This is a genomic window from Candidatus Poribacteria bacterium (assembly GCA_009839745.1).
Lineage (GTDB): Bacteria > Poribacteria > WGA-4E > WGA-4E > WGA-3G > WGA-3G.
In genome coordinates this window covers 1-22057 of record VXPE01000061.1, presented here as the reverse complement: position 1 = coordinate 22057, position 22057 = coordinate 1, and the positions used below count along the sequence as shown (strand labels likewise).

The window sequence follows — 22057 nt, the reverse complement described above, 5'->3', positions numbered from 1 at the left end:
ACCTGCTTTTCTGCTTTTCTGCATCTTAATTCTTAAAATTGTCCAAACTTTAGTACTATACTCATAACTGCTAAGAAAATGTAAACACTACCTAACAAACCAAACATTGTTGTTGAGGGTAGAGATGATGAAGTCATCTATGGGACTGTGGTAGACTATTTGGGAAGATTTAATGTAGGTCTATTCAGCGCGGGTTGTAAAGAAACTCTACTCTGTCTTTATGAACAACTTTCTTATTATGAAAACAGAGGTGACTTCAGGCATGCTCCTGTTGTTTTTATTGCTGACCGCGATATGTGGTTATTCAGGGGTATTCCAGTTCAATATGATGATATTATTTGGACGGAGGGCTATAGCATTGAAAACGATCTATATTCCCATGCTAAACTAAGAAGACGTATAGGACGTAACTCAGAATATGAACAGGTGTTAGACTCAATTTGTGCTTGGTTCGCATACAAAGTGGAAGAATATTTAGCAAAAAATCCACCGCCGCCCAGGAAAATTTTTCAATCTGTCCGTGATGAGGAACATGTGCATATAAATTTTCATTGTAACCGTATTATTCCGGATGGACAGACCGAATTAGCCTCCGGTTTGGAATCTCTTCCTTCAGGTCATCAAAGAGTTAAAGAAGTAAGGGATAATTACCATCTTCAGCTTCGAGGTAAGACTCTTTTTGAATTACTTGTCCGTTTTTTGAGTAGACCCAAACATGGATTTAAAAAGGCAAGTGTTAATGCTTATGCCTTGTACAACGATGCGATCACGGTCCCTGAGTCAAATCAATTGTTTTCTCGAGTAGCAAAAGAGGTACAGGAAAAACTGCATGAACAAAATCAAAAAATAGCAACACAACAATCGCTTCCTGATATATCTCAATAACCGCAGAAGGAACCATTTGAAAATGCCGAACCGCAGAAAAGTCCTTATCACCGGGGCATCCGGCTATATCGCCGGACGGATGCTCCCCGAATTTCGTGAACGTTATGAACTCGTCCTGTTAGACGTGAAAACCACGAATCGGCAGGGAGATGAGGTCGAAGGCGTTCAAATTGCTGAACTCACCGACCCCGATCGCGACGCATATAAACACCACTTTGAAGGCGTTGATGCAGTCGTCCACTGTGCATTTAAGGGCGGTAGTTTTGAGAACGAACTTGCCAACGTCCAGATGGCATACAATCTTTATCAGACCTGTATTGAGACCGATGTCCGACGCGTCGTCGTCTGTAGTTCCAACCACGCCGCCGACTATTACGAGCGGCTTATCTGGGCAGATAAATGGGATGTAGTGACCCCAGAGATGCGTCCGCTCTCCGATAACTTCTACGGATGGGCAAAAGAGGCATACGAGCACCTCGGCTTTGTCTTTGCGACGGGACACGTTGCGGGTAAGAAATTACAGAACGTCCAACTTCGCATCGGTGGACCGCGTGAGACCGATATGGCGAATTCTTCAGCAGACGATTTGAAGGCGATGCACCGAGGCCTCGGCGCGTATTTGAGCATCCGAGATCAGGTCCAACTTTTCGTCAAGAGCATTGAGACGGAGAACATAGCGGACGAAAACGGGATCCCGTTCCAGATTTTCTACGGCATCAGCGACAATACGCATAAATTCTGGAGTATCGCCAATGCACGAAACGTCATAGGCTATGCCCCGGAGGACGACAGCCAACGCCGTTTTGCTGACCGCTTGGCAGAATTATTACAACAGGCGAAAAAGACATAGCCAGATTTTCTTTGTAGGAGCGACCTTTGGTCGCGATCCCTGTTAGAGGACCTGCGACGGACGTTTTTGCATCACCGGAATCACGTAACTCCGAATCTTCACACCGTCCATTGTTTCTGTCTCTACCCGTGGTTCTGGATTTTGACGGTGATCGAAGACGACATAGTACCCTTCTACGGCATCTTCCAATTGAATATAGGCTGATAGTTGCTTTTTGCCAGCCTCGTAGTATTGGGATCCCTCCCATATTTTTGTCTCAACAATATATTTTCGCGCTTGATGGAAAATCGCTATATCCATTTTGCCGCGTCCCGTTTGCCCTTCAAGGTAGATGTTCCCTTGCACCAATTGGACAAACTGATCCAGATACGCATAGAGGAGATACTGCCCAACAAACTCTTTCGGGGTATCTGGGACTTGCAGGATTCTGAAACCTGCGCGGGCGATAAAATCGCGAAAGTTATCAAGGAGTAAGTCCATCTCAATCTGCCCTGCGGGCGTGAGGTAATCAACCAGGTCAGGGCTGGTGCTCTCAGAAAAATATTCCTGCTCTAACCCATTCACGAGAGGCTTGAACGTCTGCAAGATACGTTGTTGATAAATTGGATTGAGAATTTCACACATCCCGTCAGTGCCTTTTGCGATAACGCCATACGTAGCCAGTTCATTGATGATATCATTGTCCAAACTGAAGGGTAACCCTCTCTCATAAGAGGCGATACGCATGAGGAGGTTTTCAAATCGTCGGTCTCTGCGGATATTGGTCAGCAGATGCTCAATGTTCGTGTTTCGTTCGTGCAGAAGTTGGGTATGCGCGGCTGCAAAGTGTGGCATCGTAATTATTTCAGTTTTCGGGATGTCCATCTCTTCGGTAAGAATCTGTGCACATCGGTTGACGAGGAAGGGCTGCCCGGCAGTCTGCTTATAGAGGGCTTTGATGACTTCTGGCGCGAAGGTCTGTCCAACTTCGTCGGTATACTGCGCGAGCAGATCGCCTACCTGTTCGCGCGTGAAGTTGGGCAAGTGGAACTCATCTTGGATGTTGAACGGCGAGATGGATCGATTATAGTCAAGTTGGGTGATGTTTTTGACCCCAACGATCCCGACGCTATGTGGGCATCGTATTTTACCCGACAGATAGATGTCACGGAGCACACGAAGAAACCCCGTCACGGCACCGCGTGGAATGGCATCAAATTCGTCAATGATGAGAACGACCCGTTGGTTCTCTAAGAGTCCAGCTAGCTGTCTAAAGAACCTTCGCAAGGAGAGGTGGTTCGTGAATTGCGCATTCTCCGAAAACTGCGTGAGTGCCTCAGGCAGTGCCTCGCCGTGTTCTTGGCAAACATCTACTATTTTCTCATGAAGGTCCTCTGTGAGCCCACCGTAAAACTCGGCAGGCGTGCAGCCCTCATACACCTCAAAATTGAGGTGTATGGGGAAGTAGGTTGAATCTTTAGCGGCGAGTTCTGCGAGTGCTAATTGGAAGAAAGTGGTTTTACCCGTCTGCCGGGGCGAGAAAAGGACGATATACTTCCCTTCTTTGACGCGCCTAATAAAATCAGCAACCTCTGCTGTCCGAGGGACAAGGTAGTTATCTTCAGGATATAGACGGCCTTGGGTCCCGAAGCGTCGCGTTTTTTTTAGCATATCATTCACAGCTCCAAACTTCGTGTTGGCTATCGGTTGTCAGTACCAGGGTTTCCCTGGGGCATGTAATGGATCCTGATTACGAGAGCAGCTTATCACATCCATCATATAAATCACAGTTCAGACTTTTACTGATGGCTGATTGCTAAAAATTATACACCCGTTTCCAAAGTTTTTCAAACGAAAAACGGGGTGAGGTGTTCTCGGAGTTGGAGTCGTGCGTTGCGGAGGTGTGATTTGATGGTGCCTTCAGAGCGTTTCAAATTGCGTCAAGTCCTTTGTCGTCTCTGCGTTTTTGACGCGTCCATAATTGTCAATTTACTTTCTCCACTTTGATGGTATTTTCGGGTGGAATGCGAATAGGTTTCTCTTGTGTTCCTGTGTAGATTGTGTAGGTTTCTATAGGGCAGAGGGTAATCTGTGTGCCAACCTTTAGGAAACTTTCAAACCACCAAGCGTTCTCACCGCGGACGTGAAAGGTGTATTCATCCCCCGCCTGCGTCCGCCCAGTAATGCGGACGTTTTCCGTATTGACTCGGTGTCGATCAGAGATTGTGAGAAGAATGTCTGCTTTCATAACAGCTCCTAAAATTACGCCTAAAACGATTTTTCATTCGCTCCGTCTTTGGGGGATAAGCCTCCTCACTTTCAGTGTGTCTCCGCAGGGATCTCGTCTGCACGCGTGTTTCGCACACGATATATCCAAACATAGTCAACCCCATTTAACCTCACCACGTGTTCGAGTTCACGGTGAAGATCACTGCGGCGTAGCAAAACGGATGGCGGGTTGCCACCTTCAGGGAGGCGATCCACAGGGGTGCCTTGAATCTGTCTACCGCGGACGTACTCGACATCATAATCGAAATCAATGTTGTGCCGAAAAGTGTTGCTGTTGCGTCGCCTCCATGTGTTTCCGACGAAATACTTATTCAGGTTACTGCTAAACCGACTCAATCGTACTTGTAGGTCTGGCGCGTCCGGTTTCGCATTGAGATAAGCCGCGGCAACATCTAATCCGACGCCACCGCCGACACTCGTGTTTTTCGCAACCCACTGCGCGGGTAAAAGAGGAAAATGATAGGTGGCGTAATACGGATGGAGTTTCAGGACGGGCACGGCTTGTAAAACAATGACGGTCAGCAGCAAAAGGAAACGGAGGTATTTTCTTGAGAAGTATTGTGTCATGTAAATTGCCCCCATTGCCGAAAGGAGACTCACAGCAGGAAGAAAAATGACGAGATACCGGGCAATCTTCTTGGCGACGAAACTCAGCCCGATGCCGTAAAAGAGCAGAAAGAGAAGAAGCACGACCGCTATACGAAATGCCTTCTTCTCCTGATGTCTTTGCCGCCAAACACCGTAGATCGCCAAAAAAGTGAGTGGAAGGGTCAAAGGCGCGCTCCAAACAAAACACATTACTGGATAATACAGGTACCCCGGGTTATAACGGATATTTCCTAAAAATAACTTTGGCCATTCATGTGCATTTGTCAAGGCATCATACATACGTTCGAAAACCGAAACGGCTGCGGCGCATGAGAGTCCGGCAATCAGAATCAGTCCTCCGACAAGAATTAAGATTTCCGTTAGACGGAATGCGACGGGTGCTGTCAGTTTTTTCCCGCTCCATAAAAGAATTCCTCCACATCCGAGGAACAGTAGCGCGGATATTAGAAGTTTGCCAAACGTGAACGTCCACAAATACGGCCAAACGCAAAGCACGGTCAGCAACGTCACTGAAGAAAAAAACAGTGTGCTTATGAGTAGTTGCTTCCCTGAGAAATGGCGTTGTTTCACATACCAAAAGAGTAGCACAGGGAGAAATAGAAGGAATGCCCCCGCATGGCTTTTCGTCAGACACGCCAATCCAAAGCATATCCCTGAAGCAACCAAATCTCGTCTCCGTTGGGGGCCGCCTTCCAAATAGCAGAACCACAGCAACACCGTTAAAAAAAGGAATTCTGCCGTTAAAATGTCTGTATGAACCTTCCGGCTTTCGGCAATCAAAAAAGGGTCAATGGATAAGAAAAGGACACTCATCCCCGCAAACACTCCGCCAAGCAGACGATACAACAACACTCCCGCCAGCAAAATGAGAACACCCGAGAGATACGCAATCGGAAGACGCAGTCGTCTGAGGATCGGGGGAGAGAAAAACTCAATAGAATTCGCCCACTCTGAGCCCGAATGTTTCCCCGAAGACATCCAAATGGCAGCACCGCCGAGCCACATGGTTGTTACGCCGGGGTGATGTGTCGTCAGGGTCTCAGAGAATTGCCCGTTTTCCAGGGCGGAAACAAAGGTGCGAGAACGGCGCATCCACAGACTCTCGTCACTTGACCAGTGTGCGGAAAGCGACAACAGGCGAGGCAAAAAGGTGAGTAGCACCAAAAACAACAGAAAAACACCTATAGAAATCCGGTTACGCACGTTTTTTCCTCCTTGTATTTTTCTCTCTTTCAGGTACCGTTATTGAGGGGCAGGTGTTTTGTGTTTAGAATAGAACCCCCAAGCGATGCTCGCCAGAAGAATCTCGGCACTCATCACCCACACCCGTGAGAGGAGTGCCACCAGCGTCGCATTTGCGGGGGGCAGACACAACGTTAACAAAACACTCAAGAGCCCTTCTCGGATGCCTAACCCACCGGGGGATACCAGACTCAGTACCCCAAGGCTCCACGCCAAGGGATAGATGCCTATTATCATCAGAAGATGGCTCCGTTGAATCGAGGGAACCATGCTTTTGATAAAGAGAAAAAAGGCAATTCCAAAGTAACCCCACAGCAGAATATACACGCAGAGAAGACCGAGCCCCTGGCGTGTTACCGACACGCAAAAAAGTATACGGATGCCTTCTTGAAGTCCTGGCATTTTGCTGAAAAAAGGACCTTTCTGCAATAACATCGCAACGGCACATACCCCAAAAATTATTACAATCGCAATTCCCAGGAGGATCGGGGCGTTTCGGCGGAAAAATGCCCACCCGTTATGCAAGAGGGGGGTTGCTGAAGGCGACAGGAAAACAGGAACTCCCATGCAGACCCCGAGCGCACACTGAAGCACCACAGATTGCAGCGTGCTGACAACCGCAGGAGTTTTCGAGAGTTCCAGCGGGCGACAGAGGACGAGGATACTCGCAAACTGCCCGACTTTGCCGGGGAAGTATTTGCCTAATTGGGAGAGTTGGAAAAGTGTCCAAACTGATCGAAAGGAGACATGCGTTTGTGAGGCAGAACAGTAGAGTGTTCGCCAGGGGTAAACCAATAGCGTCCGATACCCGAGAAGAAAAACAAGAGACGTTAGCAACCAGAACGGCTGGAACACAACGGTTTCGCCGTCAAGTCCTATAAGGAGGCTATAAAACCGCTTGATGAGAAAGCAAAGAATCACCACTGCGAGAAGATGCCCCGCGTGTCGTAACAATCGTGAGTCCTTCATTTTTTCTCCCGGTTTTTTTTAGATGCTTTCTCCGGCTGTATCTGCCGTTCCAGTCGAGAGATTAGTCCAATAAGAAGTTCGCCCAATAATCCGATGGAGAAAAACTGTGCCCCTAAAATTATCATCAAAAGAGACAGCAGCAGCAAGGGACGGAAACCGACACCCCCTTCCACGAGCCATAAAAACGCGAGATAGAAACCTATGAGCACGCCTGTAAAAGCAACGAGGGCACCGATCGTGCCGAAAATATGGAGGGGACGTTTGAGGTATTTCGTCAGAAACAAAACGGTGATGAGGTCAAAGAAGCCTTTTGGTATCCGATTCAACCCATATTTAGAGACCCCAAACCGCCGCGGGTGATGTTTTACTTTGACTTCTCCGACAGAAAAGCCTGCCTGATGCGCCAGTATGGGGATATACCGATGCAAGTCCCCATAGAGATAGAGTTCTTTCACCACTTCCGCACGATAGGCTTTAAAACCGCAATTCATGTCGTGGAGTTTGACTCCCGTGAACACGGAGGTGATACGATTAAAAATCAAAGAGAAGGCGCGTTTTTCAAACGGATCCTTACGGGGATACTTCCAACCTGAAACGACATCGTAGTTTTTGCTGTTTAGAACTTCCAACAACTTCGGTATTTCCTTGGGATCATCCTGTAAGTCTGCGTCCAGTGTGATAACTATATCTCCTGTTGCCGCAGCGAAACCTGCCATGAGTGCTTCTGCCTTCCCCCGATTCCGTCTGAAATGGATGACAAGAACCTGAAAACATTGCGAATCTCTAGAGAGTGCATCCAAGACTTCGGTGCTGCCATCCGTGCTACCATCGTTGATAAAAATGACTTCGCAAACCGGGTAAGCGAGCATTTTTAAGGCAGTTTGAAGCTGCTGCAACAAGACAGGAAGGGATTCAACTTCATTATATGCCGGGATCACTATAGAGAGTTGAGGATATTCAGATATTGCTGTTGACACAAGATAGATAAACGTCCTTGATTTGTTCACTCACCTTCTCCCAAGTGAGTTCATTGAGAATTCGCTGTTGTCCTGCCCGACCCAGTTGTTCTCGTTTTCTCTGATCTGTTAACAATGTAATGAGGGCAGCCGCCAACTCACTGGCGTTCTTTTCCGCGACTAAAACACCTGTTTCACCATCTTTGACGACGACTGGGATACCAGAGATGTTGGAGGCGACGACGGGTTTACTGCACGCCATTGCTTCCAGTATCACATTCGGGCAGCCATCCACGTTGCCTTTGGGATCAAAGACGGCCGGGAGGGTAAAAATGTCGCAGAGGTGAAAATACTTCGGCACCTCAGAACGGGGGAGCCTGCCAGGGAATCTAATGCTCGCAGAAAGACCGAGTTCTGTCGCCAGCGTTTTCAGTCTTTGAAGATCCGTACCATCGCCGCCGATGATGAGGGTGAACTTTTGCACTTTCTCATGAACCAACGGGAGTGCCTGAATCAGAATGTCAAACCCCTTTTTCAAAACAACGCGCCCCAATGCGAAAACGACCTGATCCCCTTCCGGAACCGACAGATGCTGGCGGAGGGCAACTCGTTGTGCGTTCGATGGTTCAGGAAACAGACGCGGGTGACTCCCGTTGGGGATCAAACGCATTTTCCCCGCTGGCACTCCAAAGGCTTCTAAATCGGCAAAAAATGCCGGGGTCACACTCGTTACCATTGTTGCGTTCTTCAGCGTCCAGCACGCCATAAAGCGGAAAACGAGATTCTGTTTGGCGATGAAAATATCTGAACCCCGCAACGCAACCATTAAGGGAACTTTACACAACTTGCTGATGACAGCTCCGATGAAACCGTTGGGCAAAAGCCAAAACGCATGAAGCAGGTCAAAGTGCTGCTTGCGGTGCAACCAAAAGAGGTGAAATATACCCGACAGGAACATGAACGGTGAGAGCAGATAGACATATTTTTTCAACTCACAATCGTTGACAAGCGTGTTTGAATACCCCAAACGCTGTAAGTTCCGTGGGAAAAAATAACGATAAGTTTTCAGTGTCACGCCGTGATCTGCCGCAGTCCGAGCGAACTGGGGTGTATCCGGTGTGAGGACTGTCACATCAATACCATTTCTCTGGAGCGTCTCCGCTGTCATTTCAACAAAAGGAGCCGTTGTGTCATTCGGAAAGCGCGGATACGCATGCGTGAGCAGACACACTTTCATCTCATTCCCTCCGTTTCCACCCGGTAAATCCACGCGAGATTCAGTCCATTGATAGTGATAACATGTTCTAATGTGCCGCCTTTTACGCCTTCTTGAGGTACCCACCCGATTTGTGAATCTCGGATATAGATCACTTCATAATCGGTGTTCGGGAGTATGACAGGGGCTCCAATACGTGTTTTGTCGGTACGGTATGTACGCCCCTTAAAATAGTACTGAAAGTATTCTGAACCCAGATCCGAGACTTGTACGGGTATCTGTCCAGCGTCTGATTTTTGGTTCATATACACTGCAGCGAGATAGACACCCGAAGGATCGTTCACGGTGATAATTTTTGTCAGGTCGGCAACCTTCCAACAGAGATTATAGTAGGTGCCATAAAAGGGGCGCAGGGCGAGAACAGGCAGGACTTGGATAAAAAAGAAAACAAGACATGAGATGGCAATGAACGCTGTTTTCAGCGTGCCGGGTCGCTGGCGAAAATGGGCGTGAATCTGTGAGCCACCCCATCGAAGGGCTTCCACAAAACCGATGGCGGAGAGTATTTCCAACAGCGGAAAGACAGGTAACAGATAACGAGCGAATTTTTTATCTGTTAGGGAGAAACACACCGTAAAAAGCAAAACACCCGAAACGAGAATGAGTGCAATTTTGAATTGGAGCGTCGCCGCTTTTGAACGTTTTCGTTGTTTCCATAGGAAAAAACAGGCAAAGCATACCAAAGGAAGCATCAACGGCGTGCTTTTGATCGTCAGGACTAGGGGATAGAACAACCAGCCCGGATCATTGACGACTTTTCCGAGAAAGAAGTGTTCCACCTCATGCGGGGTCAAGACGGCCCAACCGACGCGATCAAAGACCAACCACACAGTTTGTAGTGAACGTATGCAGGTGACACCCAGGGCAGCGAGAGAGACCCAGAATGAAAAACTTTTCAGCGAGAGTGTTTTCTTGTTTACCGCTCTGGATAATGCATAGGTGCTCACGAATAAATAAACGACAAGAATGCCAAAAGGGAGCGTCCAAAAAACGGGCCAGATGAAGAGTGTGGTTATCGCAGCAGAATTGAGGAAACACAGGACCACAGCGAGGTCTGGTAAAAAACTTCTCGCGCGTTTCTCCTGGTGACGGAATAAGAAGAGACAGAGCGGCATCCATAACAAGAGTATCAGGGCGTAACTTTTGCTCATGAGTGCCAATCCGAAAGTGATACCCGCAAATATGAGCACTCGGTGGCGGCTGCGGTTTTGACAATAAATGAGCAACAGCACCACCGTGAGCAGGATAAAGGTGGTGGCGAGGGCATCTGTATGGACGCGCCGCGTCTGTGCTAAAAAGAAAGGGGAATAGGCAAGGCACGCAAAACTTGCCGGCACTATCCACTTCCCAAAGAGTTGATAGAGTAAGAAACAGGCGATACCAATGCCCAACCAGACAACGATGCCGATAAACCAACGGGCATAAGCGAGGTTTTCAACATTCACGAATGTTTCTGTAAAAAATGTGCGCAGCCCCGCAAGCCACATCGTCGTCACACCCGGGTGGTAGGCAATAAGCGTTTCGGAATACGCCCCTTTTTTCACAGCAGACATGAATTGGGCACTTCGACGAAGCCAACGGGTTTCATCGCTTGACCAGTGTGCCTCTAAAGAGAGGAAACGTGGGATCGCTGCTATCAAAAAAAGACAGAGACCTAAGAGAATAAGGCGTGTTTTCATCAGTTTTTGTCTCTATCTATAAATGGAAGGCGTATTGCCATCCGAGGATGAGTCGCCATGCCGTTGTTAATTGTGTTCCCGTGACATCTTGATAAAGAGGCAATATCCATTCAACAGCAAGACGTTGTCCTGCCAATGGACCCCGAGGAACCATAAGATTGCTTGAAATCGCGAGGTCCAGCCGGCTACCGCCCCGAAAGTCTGGACGGTGACTTGGACTCATGTTTGGATTTAAGTCGGGATGGCTACCGTGTATATTTCCCTCGTGTGAAAAGAGAACTCTACCGCTGAAACTGATCCAACCGTTTATCTGTCGTGCGCCCCATGCCGTGGCGGTGAAAGCGTTTCCGTACCGATACCCTCCAGTATTGGTATGAAGTGGAAACATACCACGCAGTTGGCTACCATAAGACCAGTTTCCGTGATACCCAAAAAGCGTAACACCCGGACGGGCTTCAAACGAACCACTCCCCAGTTGCATCGGATAGGGGAATAGGTCTCCATTCTCACTCGTTTCTTCAATGCTACCCGTCGGAATGGATACGCCCGCGTTTAAAAGGATCATCAAGCGGTGTCTTTTCCAGAACGTGAGTAAAACCTCAAGTTTCATATCCCCCATACCACCACTTGACATCTCGTGGGGCGCGGGGGGATGTTTATGGCTACCGTGGATGTGTCGGTCTGCCCCCTCCATCTTCATCTGGCGTTGCTGATAACTCGTCATTGCCATGAGGGTGATTTTATCATGCGGCGCGATCATGCCACCGAGTGTATGCATCTGCATCTGCATCGTGGTCGGGGACATCATAAAGTCTTTTAAGACATCCACAGTCTCTATGGCAGTGGTACCCGATTGTAGCCCTCGCATATCCATCGCCATAAACCTATAAGAGAGCATCACTTCGCCGGTTTTATGTGCGTGGTCGCCCATTACGCCGATCGGCGCATGACTATCAGGACGGGATTTGGGTGTATCTGCGGGTGTACAAATGAGCGGGTGGAAAAACAGACAACAGGTTAAAAGTAAATAGTAACTTCTCAAAAAATTCTCCTTAGTTCTCGAATCGGAGTGCATCAATAGGTGTCAACCGTGCTGCTCGCATGGCAGGATAGACCCCAAAAATGATACCCATGAAGACGGAAAAGACAACCGATGTCAGCATCCACGGCACGGAGAGAACGACGGGCCATTCATCCACAATGGGGAGAATACGCACGGCGAGACGTGCCATACCTTGCGCCGCAAGCCAACCTCCCACGATACCGAGTACCCCACCACAAAAACATAGACAGATCGACTCTGTTAAGAATTGTCCAAAGATGTGAATACGTTTCGCTCCAACCGATTTTCGCAATCCTATCTCTCGGGTCTTTTCACCAACAGAAACAAGGCAGATATTCATAATGCCGATCCCGCTGACGAATAGCGAAAAACCTGCGATGCTGCCCAAGGCGATTTTTATCATCTTTTGGATGTGTTCCAAGCGTCTGAGAGTCCGTTTCGGTATCCGATAGGAGATAAAGTCTTTGGTCCCCCGGTGTCGCTTCTGTAGCACATCTCGAACAGAATCAATCACACCAGAGACATCTGCACCTTTGTGAAAAAAGACAAGCAAGTACTCAATATACCGAATGCCAGAGAGGCGTTGCTGATGCGTTGTGAGTGGGACACAGACTATATCGTCCAATGAGGTGTAACTGCGGAGACTTCTGCCTTTAGGTGCCATGATGCCGATGACGCGGCACCGCACGAAAGGGTGTCGCCAGCGAATTTTTATTTTCACTTCCTGCCCAATGGCATTAATGTTACCGAACAGATCAATCGCGGCTTCAGCACCGAGGACGCACACTTGTGCCGCGGTGTCAATATCCTCTCGTGTAAAAAAACGTCCGTATCGCACATTCCAATGCATGCTTGTGGCATAGTCTGCTGTCACGCCTTCAACATAAGGACGTGTTTGTCCGCCCTGTAGTGCTGTGATGGTCCCTTGATATCCCCTGTTTTTCGGCAAGACGAAGCGGACAGCCGGACATTCTGATTCAATGGCGCGAACATCAGAGTATGTATAACGTTCAGTTGTGCGTCTTACGAATCGACCGCGTTTCCAAATAGAGTGGCGCGTCCTGAAATGGACTTGGTTGGCACCACCAAGTTTCTCAAGGTCTTTTTCTATGAGAAGTTTCGCACCATCGCCAATCGTCATCATGCACAGCACTGACGCAATGCCGATGAAGATACCGAGGATGGAGAGACCCGCACGCAGTCGGTTTTCAATGAGGTGTCTGAAACCCGCAAGTACCGCAGCTTGAAGTTTCATGTTATAGATACGGTCTCATATCCCATAAGAGGATCGTCCCATCAAAACTTGCACTCGCCAAAAGGGTGCCATCCGGCGAAAAGACAAGATCCTGAACATCGGTCGGGTGTCCCCAGAAGCTGGTGATATTTTCACCACTTGCAACATCCCATAAATAAATAGGTGCCTTTTCTGTGTTCCACCACCATGTGCCCGAAGCCATATACCCTCCGCAAGGCGAAAATGCCAAAGCAAACTGCCGACGATATTCTCGGGGTAAGAGGATGACCCTGTGAGTTTCATAGGTCTTCGCATCCCATAACCGAATTCCGCCCTCCATACCTGCGGCAAGGAAATTACCATCTGGGGAGAACGTGATCGTCCGAATTAGAGTCTGACGGTAACGGGGTGCTTCTCCTTGCAGTACCGCTTTAATTGTATCCGCGTCCCCTTTATAGACATTCGCATTTAATCTCGGTGTTGTCGGCAGTGAATCGGTAGACAATGGTGGACTTAACCAAAGCGAGATGATTTCTTTGCTTGACGTAACGTCCCACACCCGGGCGGTTTGATCCCTTGAGACGCTCGCCAATCTTTTTTCATCAGGTGAGAATGCCAGGCCCACTATCGAATCCGTATGTCCTGCAAGAACAATTTCTTTTCCTTCACGCTTCCATACGCATACTTTTCCGTCTGTATCCCCACTGGCCCAAACGCTGCCTTTCGGGGCAAACACGGCTTCATAGACACTTTTCTCATGTGCCTTGCATGTGGCAATTGTCTGATCTGTTCCAACATCCCACACAGTGAGTATGTTTTTTTTCATACCGAGCGCGAGAATGTTTCCCGTTGAGCAGATATAGATCGAAACGATTCGCGTCGCTTCATCAAAGTATTTCGGCGGATGTTGACGTTTCTCATTTACATCCCAGGATGCAAGGGCACCATCCATCTCAACCGAAGTGAGCGTTTGTCCGTCGCGCGAGAATGTAAGTGACTGAGGGGAGGACGTATGCCCCGAAATCGTGGAAGCTGTATTTGATCGCCTCTCCCACACTTTGAAATCCCGTTCCCCCGCGACTGCCAGATGTGTCCCGTTTGAAAAACATCTGCCCGTAATCTTTCCACGGTGCTCAAACGTATCTATTTTTTCTCGATTTTTCACATCCCATATAGCGATACTGTGTTTGTAAATCGCCGCGGCCAGCAGGGTGCCTTCCGGCGTATAGGCGGGTATGACGGGGTTCCTTGAATATTGAACGGGGTGCCCCATCTGATGTGCAGTGCTGACTTGCCACTGCTGTAAAGTGCCTTTTCCATCTCCAGTGGTGATGAACCGACTGCAAGGAGAGATTGCCATGGCAACGACTCTTTCAGTATGTCCACGGAGGCAAGCGATACATTCACCTCTTTCAATATCCCATACAGACACAGCATTTTCATGTGTTGCAGCGGCAATCCAGTTTCCAGTGGCGGAAAAAACGAGTGGAATGATGTCAGGGAGCTGAGAGCGATCCCATGTCTTTTCAACATTGAATTTATAGACTTCTTCGCCCGTGTCGGCATGCCAAACATAAACTGGGCCGTATCGGCCTCCGGAGGCGGCAAGATGTTGTCCATCTGGCGAAAAAGCGAGTTGAGAAACTGCATCAAAACTTGCTTCACGATGCATTTTTGAGATGCACTGTTGATTTTGCACGTCCCATACTTTTACATCACCATCCCAATTGCCAGTGGCAAGCAAGTGGCCATCAGGTGAAAATGCCACAGCGGTTATTACACCGCGGGACGTATCCCATACAGCAGTAGGGCACAAGGGGGACATATTGTACAACCAGACTCCAATGTGAGTCCCCACTGCGAGTCTGTTCCTGTCTGGAGAGAAAACCACATCCTGAACGACTCCTCGTCCCAAGCGCGCACGAGCTCCTTTCGGTAACGCCCATGTGAATAGGGCACCTTCGTTATGTGGCACCTGAAGAGAAGGCGTTGGAATTCTATTGTTCAAAAAATCCCCCTTGTGAGTAGACGCAACTGAAGGGATTCGGTAAACCGATTATCCGTATTTGAATTACTCAGTTCTACCATCGGTGCAACCAGAACCGTCGCCGCACATCGTAGAATCGCTATCCTGATTCTTACAATGTGCGCTACAAGTATTACAGGTACAACCGCTGTCACACGATGTGACCGTCTCACAATTACTACAACTTGTGCTGCCACAACTTTCCGTAGTCAAGCATTCACACGGATCCTCGGCAGCAAAACCAGGGGCATCGCTGCCAACACTTGGAACATCGGTTTCTTTACTGCCACAGCAACTTCCTGTCTTCAATTGGGCAATAGTCCCATCGGAACGGATAGCATCTGTGCTTCCACCACAGCAACTTTTCTGTGCCTCGGTCTCTACAACAAAGCCATCATACATCCCCGCGAAAGCGAGTCCGCCAGCAACGAGTAGAACGATTAAAACTTGCCAGAGAGCATTCGGTTTGTTCAAAAAGTTTTTCAGCATTATTGTTAAATCTCCTTAATTATTTTTCCTTCTTATTAAGATTCGTCGTGGACACCGATGGCACCTTACGAATCAAGGTATATCAATTCAGAAGGAGCGTCAGGAAATGCATCCATTCTATAATACAATTTAGGTTAATAATGTCATTCCGGTTCTATGGCAGGCTTCTTCACTCGGTGTTGTCACTACGTCGGATAAAGTTTATCAAAGACAGCACTACCTTGTCAAACCGAAAACGTATCAACTAATCACCGCGACTCAACACAAACGAGCCAACCGGTGCTATTTCACAAAAGGGAAACCCATTACGATTTACCCTTCTTTTTATCGAACTCGGAGAACTCCACATCTAAACCTTCAGCGTTGGCTGCTTCCCAAGCTTCCGCCCAGGCTTTCAACCGCTTCTTCGCCCGAGACAACCGATTTTTCACAACAAACACAGAGACTTCACATACTTCGGCGATCTTCTCATAACGCTCACCTGCAAGTTGCAAGCGAAACATCTTCTGCTCTAATTTAGGCAGTTGCTCGATTGCTGCTGAAACGGCTGTCCATCGTTCTGCCTCTATTGTATAGTCTTGGGCAGTCTGATGGATAACAGCAGTTGCTGCGGATTCGCCTTCAGTCTTATAAACATCAATGTAGCCTTGCGTTGCACCGGGCTTTTTGTGCTTTCGGTGCCATCCGGCGACCAATTGCCTGGCGATACTGAACATCCAGTTCAGAACCTTCTCAGGTTCTTGAAGCGTATGTAAATGTTCTTTTGATTTGAGGAATGTGTCGTTAACCAATTCCTCAGCGTCACACCGATCATTGATTTTGCTGACGATGAACCGATAAAGACGAGGTTTGTGTCGTTTATAAAGTGCATCAAAAGCAGTTTCGTCGCCAGTTAGGATCTGACGGACGAGTTCTGTGTCTCGTCTTTGGTCATCACTCACTTGCCATAGCGTCCTCCAGTTGAAAGCAGTCTCGCAAATCTCAAAAGTTAAAATGAGATTTTTGTGCTTTCATAAACGATGAATGCGGATTTGATAAAAAAGTCTCATGAGGAGCAAAATTTTTTTCTTTTTTCGGCATTCACCCTTGACAATACCAACTGGAGTTTGTAAAATAACGCAAGTTACGATCTTTGTAGCATAACCTGTTAGGTTGTGCCACCCCCTGTATCCCCCGCACGCGGGGGGAGAGGAGGGCGCAAACTGAAAGTTTACGCTACAAAAAAGACGCAGAGTCTTTGCGAATGCCACACGCGCATTCGCCAGTCTGCGCTACAGAACTCCTGAAAATCCTGATTCAGACAATCAACACTCACGTGCCTGATTTACGGGCGAGGGGACCTCGCCCCTACGATAAATCCCTCATCTTGATTAAACTTCGCCAATAAGAGAACCGTCTAATGCCAAACTTTACAGCAGAAGAACTCACCGACATTTGCCTAAACGTCTTCCAAAAATTAAACATCTCAACAGCCGAAGCGGAAGTCGTAACCAAGTCTATGGTGGATGCCAACCGCGTCGGACACGATTCACATGGCGTTATCCACCTCCCGAAATATGTGCGTGAATTGGAAGACGGGTTAATCCAGCCCGGTGCGCCAACGGAGACTTTACACGAATCCGCCTCAATCGCGGTGTTAGATGGGAATTGGGGCTTCGGTCCTGTGATTGCGACGCGTGCCGTTGAATTGGCGATCCAGAAAGCAAAGCAGACGGATATCAGCTCGGTTGCTGTTTCACGGTGCAATGAGGTGGGTAGGTTAGGGGGGTATGCCTGCCTCGCCGCAGATGCGGAGATGATTGGGTTGCTCATGGCGAACGACCATGGCGGTGGCACGTGTGTCGCACCGCACGGTGGCGTTGAAGGACGGCTCTCTACGAATCCGATTGCGTGTGCAGTGCCGTTAGCCAGAACATCTCCGACGAGTTACGTCGAGGGAGATGCATGCCAAACCGACATAATCGAAGAACCGTATAAAAAAATTGTGTTGGATATGTCCACGAGTGTTGTCGCATCGGGGAAGATTCGGGTCAAACAGTATAGAGACGAAGCACTCCCACGCGGATGGCTGATTGACGCTGAAGGTGAGTCAACGACGAATGCAGACGATTTCTATAAAATGCCGCCCGCCGCCTTGCTACCCTTCGGTGGGACGGTTTCAGCGCATAAAGGGTTCGGACTGAGTGTCATCGTTGACATTCTGTCGGGCGCACTCACAGGAGCAGGATGTAGTAAAGGAGAGGATGCCCGCGTCGGTAACGGGCTGTTTGTGCTGGTGATGAACGTTGCGAGTTTTAGAGAGTTTCCCGGGTTCAGCGCGGAGATAGAACGCTTTATCGAATATCTCAAATCCGCAAAGCGTGCTGCTGGGGTCGATGCAATTCGGGTGCCGGGTGAACGCGGGTGGGTGACACAACGCAAACGCGAACGGGACGGCATTCCGATAGATGCCGAGACATGGGCACGCATTCAAGCACTTCTATAACCGCTGACCTGTCTCTGGATGAAATAGATGCGCTTTGTCCATATCGAAGTTGACCGTTAGTTGAGCGTTGTGTTGGGGCATGTTAACAAGATCAGATTGGGCAACGAAACTATTCTTCTCTGTCCGAAGATATAAAAGGGCATGATTTCCGAGCGGCTCAACCAGTTCCACTTGTGTGCCGACACTGTTGCTCCCGTTTTCACCGATATGAATATCCTCCGGACGAATACCGAGCGTCACCGAATCCCCCGCAAGTTTTCCGAGTGCCGACTGCAAGCGATCATTCAGTTCCACTTTGAAGGTTTCAAATCTGAGCATCGGAGCACCGCCATTATTTACGATGCTCGTCTCTATAAAATTCATTGGGGGGGTGCCGATGAATCCGCCGACGAATTGGTTCGCCGGTTTATGATAAAGCGTTCCGGGATCGGCAATCTGCTGGATTTTCCCTTCATTGAGCACCACGATCTGGTCCCCCATCGTCATCGCTTCGACTTGGTCGTGTGTGACGTAGACCATTGTGGCGTTGAGTCGGTCGTGCAGACGACTGATCTCCATCCGCATTTGCACGCGCAGCTTCGCATCGAGGTTGCTCAACGGCTCATCGAACAGGAAGACTTTGGGGTGTCGGACGATCGCCCTACCGACGGCGACACGTTGACGTTCCCCACCGGAGAGGTGCTTCGGTTTGCGGTTCAAAAGGTGTGAGATGCTCAGAATCTCCGCCGCTTCTTTGACACGCGCCTCGATCTCTGCTTTCGGATATTTCCGAAGTTTCAACCCGAACGCCATGTTCTTATACACCGTCATGTGTGGATAAAGCGCATAATTTTGGAAGACCATGGCAATGTCGCGATCTTTAGGCGGAATGTCATTGATCCGTTCATCGTCGATATAGATGTCGCCTTCCGTTATCTCTTCCAATCCAGCGATCATTCGCAAGAGTGTCGATTTCCCACATCCCGATGGACCGACAAGCACAGTAAACGACTCATCCGGAATCTGAAAATCTGCCTGTTCAACTGCAAGGACGTCACCATCGTAAATTTTGGTGACATCTTTTAAAGTAAGGTGTGCCATTGCCTCTCCTTGAAGCCTGTTACTGAGGGGCTACATCCTCTTTTTTCCCCACTGCTCTCGCGAGGTTTTCCTTCACCAGGTCCGCGACGGCGTGTTCAAGCGCGTGTCCACGGAGATTCGTTTTGCGAATGGTACCCTCACCGTCAATCAGGAAGGTAGACGGAATCCCCCGCACCTTATACAGCGTGCTAACCTGACGGCTTTTATCCCAGTAATGAAGCCATCCGAGTTCCTTTTTGTCAATATAAGCCGTAAGCGGTTTCATTGACCTGTCCAGACTGATACCGATAATTTGAAACTTCTGATCTTTATACTTTTCGTAAGCCTTCTTAACGTTCGGTATCTCTGTGATGCAGGGGCCGCACCATGTTGCCCAGAAATCGAGGAGCACGACCTGTCCGCGGTATTCTTCCAATGAGAGTTCTTCACCCTTCACATCCGTCACCTGAAAATCGAGGGCTGGCTTACCGATCCACCCCCTTGGATTCAGTATCGCCCCCGGTGGTTTCGGTAATTCACCCTTCCGTTCAGTTTTATTCTGTTCGAGAATCCTCTTCGCAAACTTCGCCTGCGAGCGTGAACCATATTTCGGATGGTCTATCAATTTTTGGTAAGCCCTGTCTGCTGCGTCGTGATTGCCAAGTTTGTCATGTGCCAATCCCAAATCCAACAGACAGCGTTCAACGTAGCGAGCCTCTGGATATTCCTTGATGACTTTTTCAAAAACCGTAATGCCTTCTTCAACGCGCGCTAACTGAACCAAGGCGTTACCGAGCAGATAATAAACCTCATCCACCCGTTTGTATGCTGGATGTGCCGCAACAAAATCGGAGGATTTCTCAACTAATTTCTCCAAATCTTCCTGTTTCTTCTGATGCTTGAGACGCTTAGAAATCGCCTTAATTTCCTGATATATGTAAGCCGCTTTCCTCGGGGCAGCACTGGCGAGATTCACACAAAAACCTATGAACACGAGGCTGCTGAGCACGCATATAACGTAAGCACAGCGGTTTCCATTTCGGGAGAACATTGCTAATCTCCTCTGTTGTAAAAGTAGTAGGCACACGGCGTGTGCCGTAATCCTTCACGGCACGACGAAGTCAAGATGCTTAATTCGCTAAATTCTCCCGCACGAGTTCGGAGACCGCATTCTCAAGTGCGAAACCACGGAGGTTTACCCTACGGACAATACCCGCCCCGTTAATGGTTCGCTTTGCGGAAACATTGTCTGTCTCCTTCAAGTGAATTGGCGTTTATCAAACGGCGTTCCGATAGGAGTATGACAGTAGCAGTTTGATCTCTTCCGCCTGCACCTGTTGCAAGAAACGGGTTACATCCGAGTCGGAATCGCCTTCGGCAGCTTGGCACCAATCAATAAATTGGTAAGAATCCCAATTCTCTTCCGTCGCGATAGCCTGTCCGATTTCTGTGAGCGCGTCCGATGGGTTCGCTGTTTCTTCAAAAAGTTCGAGGGCACGTTCACGGAGTGCTGGGAAAATCGGATGTGTCCCGACCCTGCCGAACCAATACTTGGAGTTGGGGTAATCGGGTTCACGACGGTGCATGATGCCGTGCCAGTAACTACCCGTCTGATCCGCCAATCCTTGTGAGATCGTATGCGATTCATCCAGGGCATCGTTCCACAGAAGTAAGCCGCTTTTGATGGCTTCAGCAAACGTCGTATTTTTGAACGACGCTCCGTCAAAAAGTTCATCGAGCGACGTCGCTTCCAAAGTATCCGTCAGTTCACTGCTCCATGCCCTCTGTGGCACGAGTGTCGGGAGCGGGTTACCCGTTTCTAATTTTTCGATAACTTCGGCAATTGCTGATGTATATGTTACATCCATAAGAAACTCCTTAGTGTCCAAATGGGTCTAATTTCAAAGTAATTTATCATCTTTCGTCAAATAAATCAAGCGTTTTCAGATTTTTCGCGTTGCTATTTCCTCCGAAATATGATATGATGAAAAACACGCATCAAGGATGTACGGCATAGATTGGACGGAACATGGGAACTGCCTTTAAAAGAGCCTTCATCGTTTTTATTGGTTTTATTGTCGTTTTGGGAGGCGTTTTGATTGGTGTCATTCAGCGCTTCTCCCAATACGGGTCGCTGCCCGAAACGATGCAGATGGTAGACTTCTCCGGAATATTGGTGGCGGTTTTGGGCGCGTGTCTCCTGAGTTTGGTCAGTGTTGCGCTAACCTTTTGGTTGGCGCGGGCATGGATAAACGAGCAACCAAAACTGGGTGAGCGGATCATCCGTCTCGCGCTTGCAGTCAGCATCAGTTTCATTGTTGTTTTCGGGGGATTGGCGGGCGGATTGATTGTTCTACGGACTTTATGGACAATTGGCTTTTTTTAACTTGCATTTTTGTTACCGATATGGTATAATTAGTTAATTCATTACGGATGCAAGATTCTAAGCACGTATTGGACGTGTTTTTCAGCGTCCGAGTCGATAGGGCATTTAGTTCTCCAGTAGGAGAGATCTCGGAATCCCGACTATCTTGTGGGATCCACAGAGAATCAAAACTAAATAGACCTACAAATGGATACAGAACGTTTTGTAGACAGAGTTATCTTGTATATTGAAGCACAACGCATTTGTTGTTCGCTTTCGTTTCTATATAAGCTTGTAAGCGATGCCTATGGGTTTGCAAGCGGCGCACTGCAGCGCCTTGACTTGGGGGTGTGAAAAATACACTACAAAGGCAGACGTAATCAGAGGACGAAGGAAAGACAGAGTCGTTCCAATTATCAAATTCGAGCCAAAGAGGTTTTGCTGATAGATCACGAGAACAAGCAACTGGGAGTCATGACGCCCCGCGACGCAATGAAACTTGCGGAAGAAGTTGGGTTGGATTTGGTAGAAGTTTCACCGAATGCCAAGCCTCCCGTTTGTAAGATCATGGACTACGGGAAGTATCAGTATGAGAAAAACAA

Annotated in this window: 19 protein-coding genes and 1 pseudogene; 4 read left to right on the top strand and 16 right to left on the bottom strand. The window is 48.5% G+C overall.

The window, feature by feature from the left end; all coding sequences use genetic code 11:
- Positions 1 to 159 precede the first annotated feature (159 nt).
- Both F4X88_10290 and F4X88_10285 read left to right on the top strand, forming a co-directional pair.
- The gene (locus F4X88_10290) at positions 160 to 885 is read left to right on the top strand and encodes a hypothetical protein (protein MYA56673.1); all 726 of its coding nucleotides are present in this window, start codon (positions 160 to 162) and stop codon (positions 883 to 885) included.
- A 22-nt stretch (positions 886 to 907) separates the two neighbouring features.
- Positions 908 to 1735, top strand: a complete 828-nt coding sequence (locus F4X88_10285; GenBank protein ID MYA56672.1) for an NAD(P)-dependent oxidoreductase — start codon at positions 908 to 910, stop codon at positions 1733 to 1735.
- Positions 1736 to 1777: 42 nt separating this feature from the next.
- Here the strand turns inward: F4X88_10285 and F4X88_10280 are convergent, their stop codons facing one another.
- The 12 genes from F4X88_10280 to F4X88_10225 form a co-directional block, all read right to left on the bottom strand.
- Positions 1778 to 3385: an AAA family ATPase gene (locus tag F4X88_10280; GenBank protein ID MYA56671.1), complete on the bottom strand. Its 1608-nt coding sequence runs from the start codon at positions 3383 to 3385 to the stop codon at positions 1778 to 1780.
- Between the two features lie 313 nt (positions 3386 to 3698).
- Positions 3699 to 3962, bottom strand: coding sequence for a hypothetical protein (locus F4X88_10275; protein MYA56670.1), 264 nt, complete (start codon positions 3960 to 3962; stop codon positions 3699 to 3701).
- 71 nt (positions 3963 to 4033) lie between these two features.
- The gene (locus F4X88_10270; GenBank protein MYA56669.1) at positions 4034 to 5815 is read right to left on the bottom strand and encodes a hypothetical protein; all 1782 of its coding nucleotides are present in this window, start codon (positions 5813 to 5815) and stop codon (positions 4034 to 4036) included.
- Between the two features lie 39 nt (positions 5816 to 5854).
- Entirely contained in the window at positions 5855 to 6823 is a 969-nt protein-coding gene (locus F4X88_10265) for a hypothetical protein (GenBank protein ID MYA56668.1), read from the bottom strand.
- A complete protein-coding gene (locus F4X88_10260; protein MYA56667.1) occupies positions 6820 to 7788 on the bottom strand; it encodes a glycosyltransferase family 2 protein in 969 nt (322 codons plus the stop codon). The genes F4X88_10265 and F4X88_10260 overlap by 4 nt, the downstream gene beginning before the upstream one ends.
- Positions 7781 to 9016, bottom strand: coding sequence for a glycosyltransferase family 4 protein (locus tag F4X88_10255; protein ID MYA56666.1), 1236 nt, complete (start codon positions 9014 to 9016; stop codon positions 7781 to 7783). The genes F4X88_10260 and F4X88_10255 overlap by 8 nt, the downstream gene beginning before the upstream one ends.
- Positions 9013 to 10734: a glycosyltransferase family 39 protein gene (locus F4X88_10250; GenBank protein ID MYA56665.1), complete on the bottom strand. Its 1722-nt coding sequence runs from the start codon at positions 10732 to 10734 to the stop codon at positions 9013 to 9015. The genes F4X88_10255 and F4X88_10250 overlap by 4 nt, the downstream gene beginning before the upstream one ends.
- Before the next feature lie 16 nt (positions 10735 to 10750).
- A complete protein-coding gene (locus F4X88_10245; GenBank protein MYA56664.1) occupies positions 10751 to 11776 on the bottom strand; it encodes a transporter in 1026 nt (341 codons plus the stop codon).
- A gap of 10 nt (positions 11777 to 11786) precedes the next feature.
- Positions 11787 to 13052: an ABC transporter permease gene (locus F4X88_10240; protein MYA56663.1), complete on the bottom strand. Its 1266-nt coding sequence runs from the start codon at positions 13050 to 13052 to the stop codon at positions 11787 to 11789.
- A gap of 1 nt (position 13053) precedes the next feature.
- Complete coding sequence (locus F4X88_10235; GenBank protein MYA56662.1) at positions 13054 to 15039, bottom strand: hypothetical protein; 1986 nt, start codon at positions 15037 to 15039, stop codon at positions 13054 to 13056.
- 63 nt (positions 15040 to 15102) lie between these two features.
- Positions 15103 to 15546, bottom strand: a complete 444-nt coding sequence (locus F4X88_10230) for a hypothetical protein (protein MYA56661.1) — start codon at positions 15544 to 15546, stop codon at positions 15103 to 15105.
- A gap of 305 nt (positions 15547 to 15851) precedes the next feature.
- Positions 15852 to 16541 carry an RNA polymerase sigma factor gene (locus F4X88_10225; GenBank protein MYA56660.1) on the bottom strand — a complete coding sequence of 230 codons (690 nt, stop codon included), beginning with the start codon at positions 16539 to 16541 and terminating at the stop codon, positions 15852 to 15854.
- A gap of 404 nt (positions 16542 to 16945) precedes the next feature.
- Between F4X88_10225 and F4X88_10220 the strand changes: the two genes are divergently transcribed.
- The gene (locus F4X88_10220; protein MYA56659.1) at positions 16946 to 18031 is read left to right on the top strand and encodes an Ldh family oxidoreductase; all 1086 of its coding nucleotides are present in this window, start codon (positions 16946 to 16948) and stop codon (positions 18029 to 18031) included.
- Here F4X88_10220 and ugpC read toward each other — a convergent pair.
- The 4 genes and pseudogenes from ugpC to F4X88_10200 form a co-directional block, all read right to left on the bottom strand.
- Positions 18026 to 19111, bottom strand: coding sequence for a sn-glycerol-3-phosphate ABC transporter ATP-binding protein UgpC (gene ugpC, locus F4X88_10215; protein MYA56658.1), 1086 nt, complete (start codon positions 19109 to 19111; stop codon positions 18026 to 18028). The genes F4X88_10220 and ugpC overlap by 6 nt on opposite strands.
- A 19-nt stretch (positions 19112 to 19130) precedes the next feature.
- Positions 19131 to 20141: a redoxin domain-containing protein gene (locus F4X88_10210; protein MYA56657.1), complete on the bottom strand. Its 1011-nt coding sequence runs from the start codon at positions 20139 to 20141 to the stop codon at positions 19131 to 19133.
- 226 nt (positions 20142 to 20367) lie between these two features.
- Positions 20368 to 20958 (bottom strand): hypothetical protein, encoded by a 591-nt coding sequence (locus tag F4X88_10205; protein MYA56656.1) that lies wholly within the window; start codon positions 20956 to 20958, stop codon positions 20368 to 20370.
- Positions 20959 to 21195: 237 nt separating this feature from the next.
- Positions 21196 to 21294, bottom strand: a pseudogene (locus tag F4X88_10200) (hypothetical protein).
- A gap of 518 nt (positions 21295 to 21812) precedes the next feature.
- Between F4X88_10200 and infC the strand changes: the two are divergent.
- A partial coding sequence (infC, locus tag F4X88_10195; GenBank protein ID MYA56655.1) for a translation initiation factor IF-3 occupies positions 21813 to 22057 on the top strand: 245 nt, incomplete at its 3' end.

What these genes read in the sequence shown, in the direction of transcription:
- F4X88_10285 (MYA56672.1), top strand. Translation starts at nt 908, where the DNA reads ATGCCGAACCGCAGAAAAGTCCTTATCACCGGGGCATCCGGCTATATC.
- F4X88_10280 (MYA56671.1), bottom strand. Translation starts at nt 3,385, where the DNA reads ATGCTAAAAAAAACGCGACGCTTCGGGACCCAAGGCCGTCTATATCCT.
- F4X88_10275 (MYA56670.1), bottom strand. Translation starts at nt 3,962, where the DNA reads ATGAAAGCAGACATTCTTCTCACAATCTCTGATCGACACCGAGTCAAT.
- F4X88_10265 (MYA56668.1), bottom strand. Translation starts at nt 6,823, where the DNA reads ATGAAGGACTCACGATTGTTACGACACGCGGGGCATCTTCTCGCAGTG.
- F4X88_10255 (MYA56666.1), bottom strand. Translation starts at nt 9,016, where the DNA reads ATGAAAGTGTGTCTGCTCACGCATGCGTATCCGCGCTTTCCGAATGAC.
- F4X88_10250 (MYA56665.1), bottom strand. Translation starts at nt 10,734, where the DNA reads ATGAAAACACGCCTTATTCTCTTAGGTCTCTGTCTTTTTTTGATAGCA.
- F4X88_10240 (MYA56663.1), bottom strand. Translation starts at nt 13,052, where the DNA reads ATGAAACTTCAAGCTGCGGTACTTGCGGGTTTCAGACACCTCATTGAA.
- F4X88_10230 (MYA56661.1), bottom strand. Translation starts at nt 15,546, where the DNA reads ATGCTGAAAAACTTTTTGAACAAACCGAATGCTCTCTGGCAAGTTTTA.
- F4X88_10220 (MYA56659.1), top strand. Translation starts at nt 16,946, where the DNA reads ATGCCAAACTTTACAGCAGAAGAACTCACCGACATTTGCCTAAACGTC.
- ugpC (MYA56658.1), bottom strand. Translation starts at nt 19,111, where the DNA reads ATGGCACACCTTACTTTAAAAGATGTCACCAAAATTTACGATGGTGAC.
- F4X88_10210 (MYA56657.1), bottom strand. Translation starts at nt 20,141, where the DNA reads ATGTTCTCCCGAAATGGAAACCGCTGTGCTTACGTTATATGCGTGCTC.
- F4X88_10205 (MYA56656.1), bottom strand. Translation starts at nt 20,958, where the DNA reads ATGGATGTAACATATACATCAGCAATTGCCGAAGTTATCGAAAAATTA.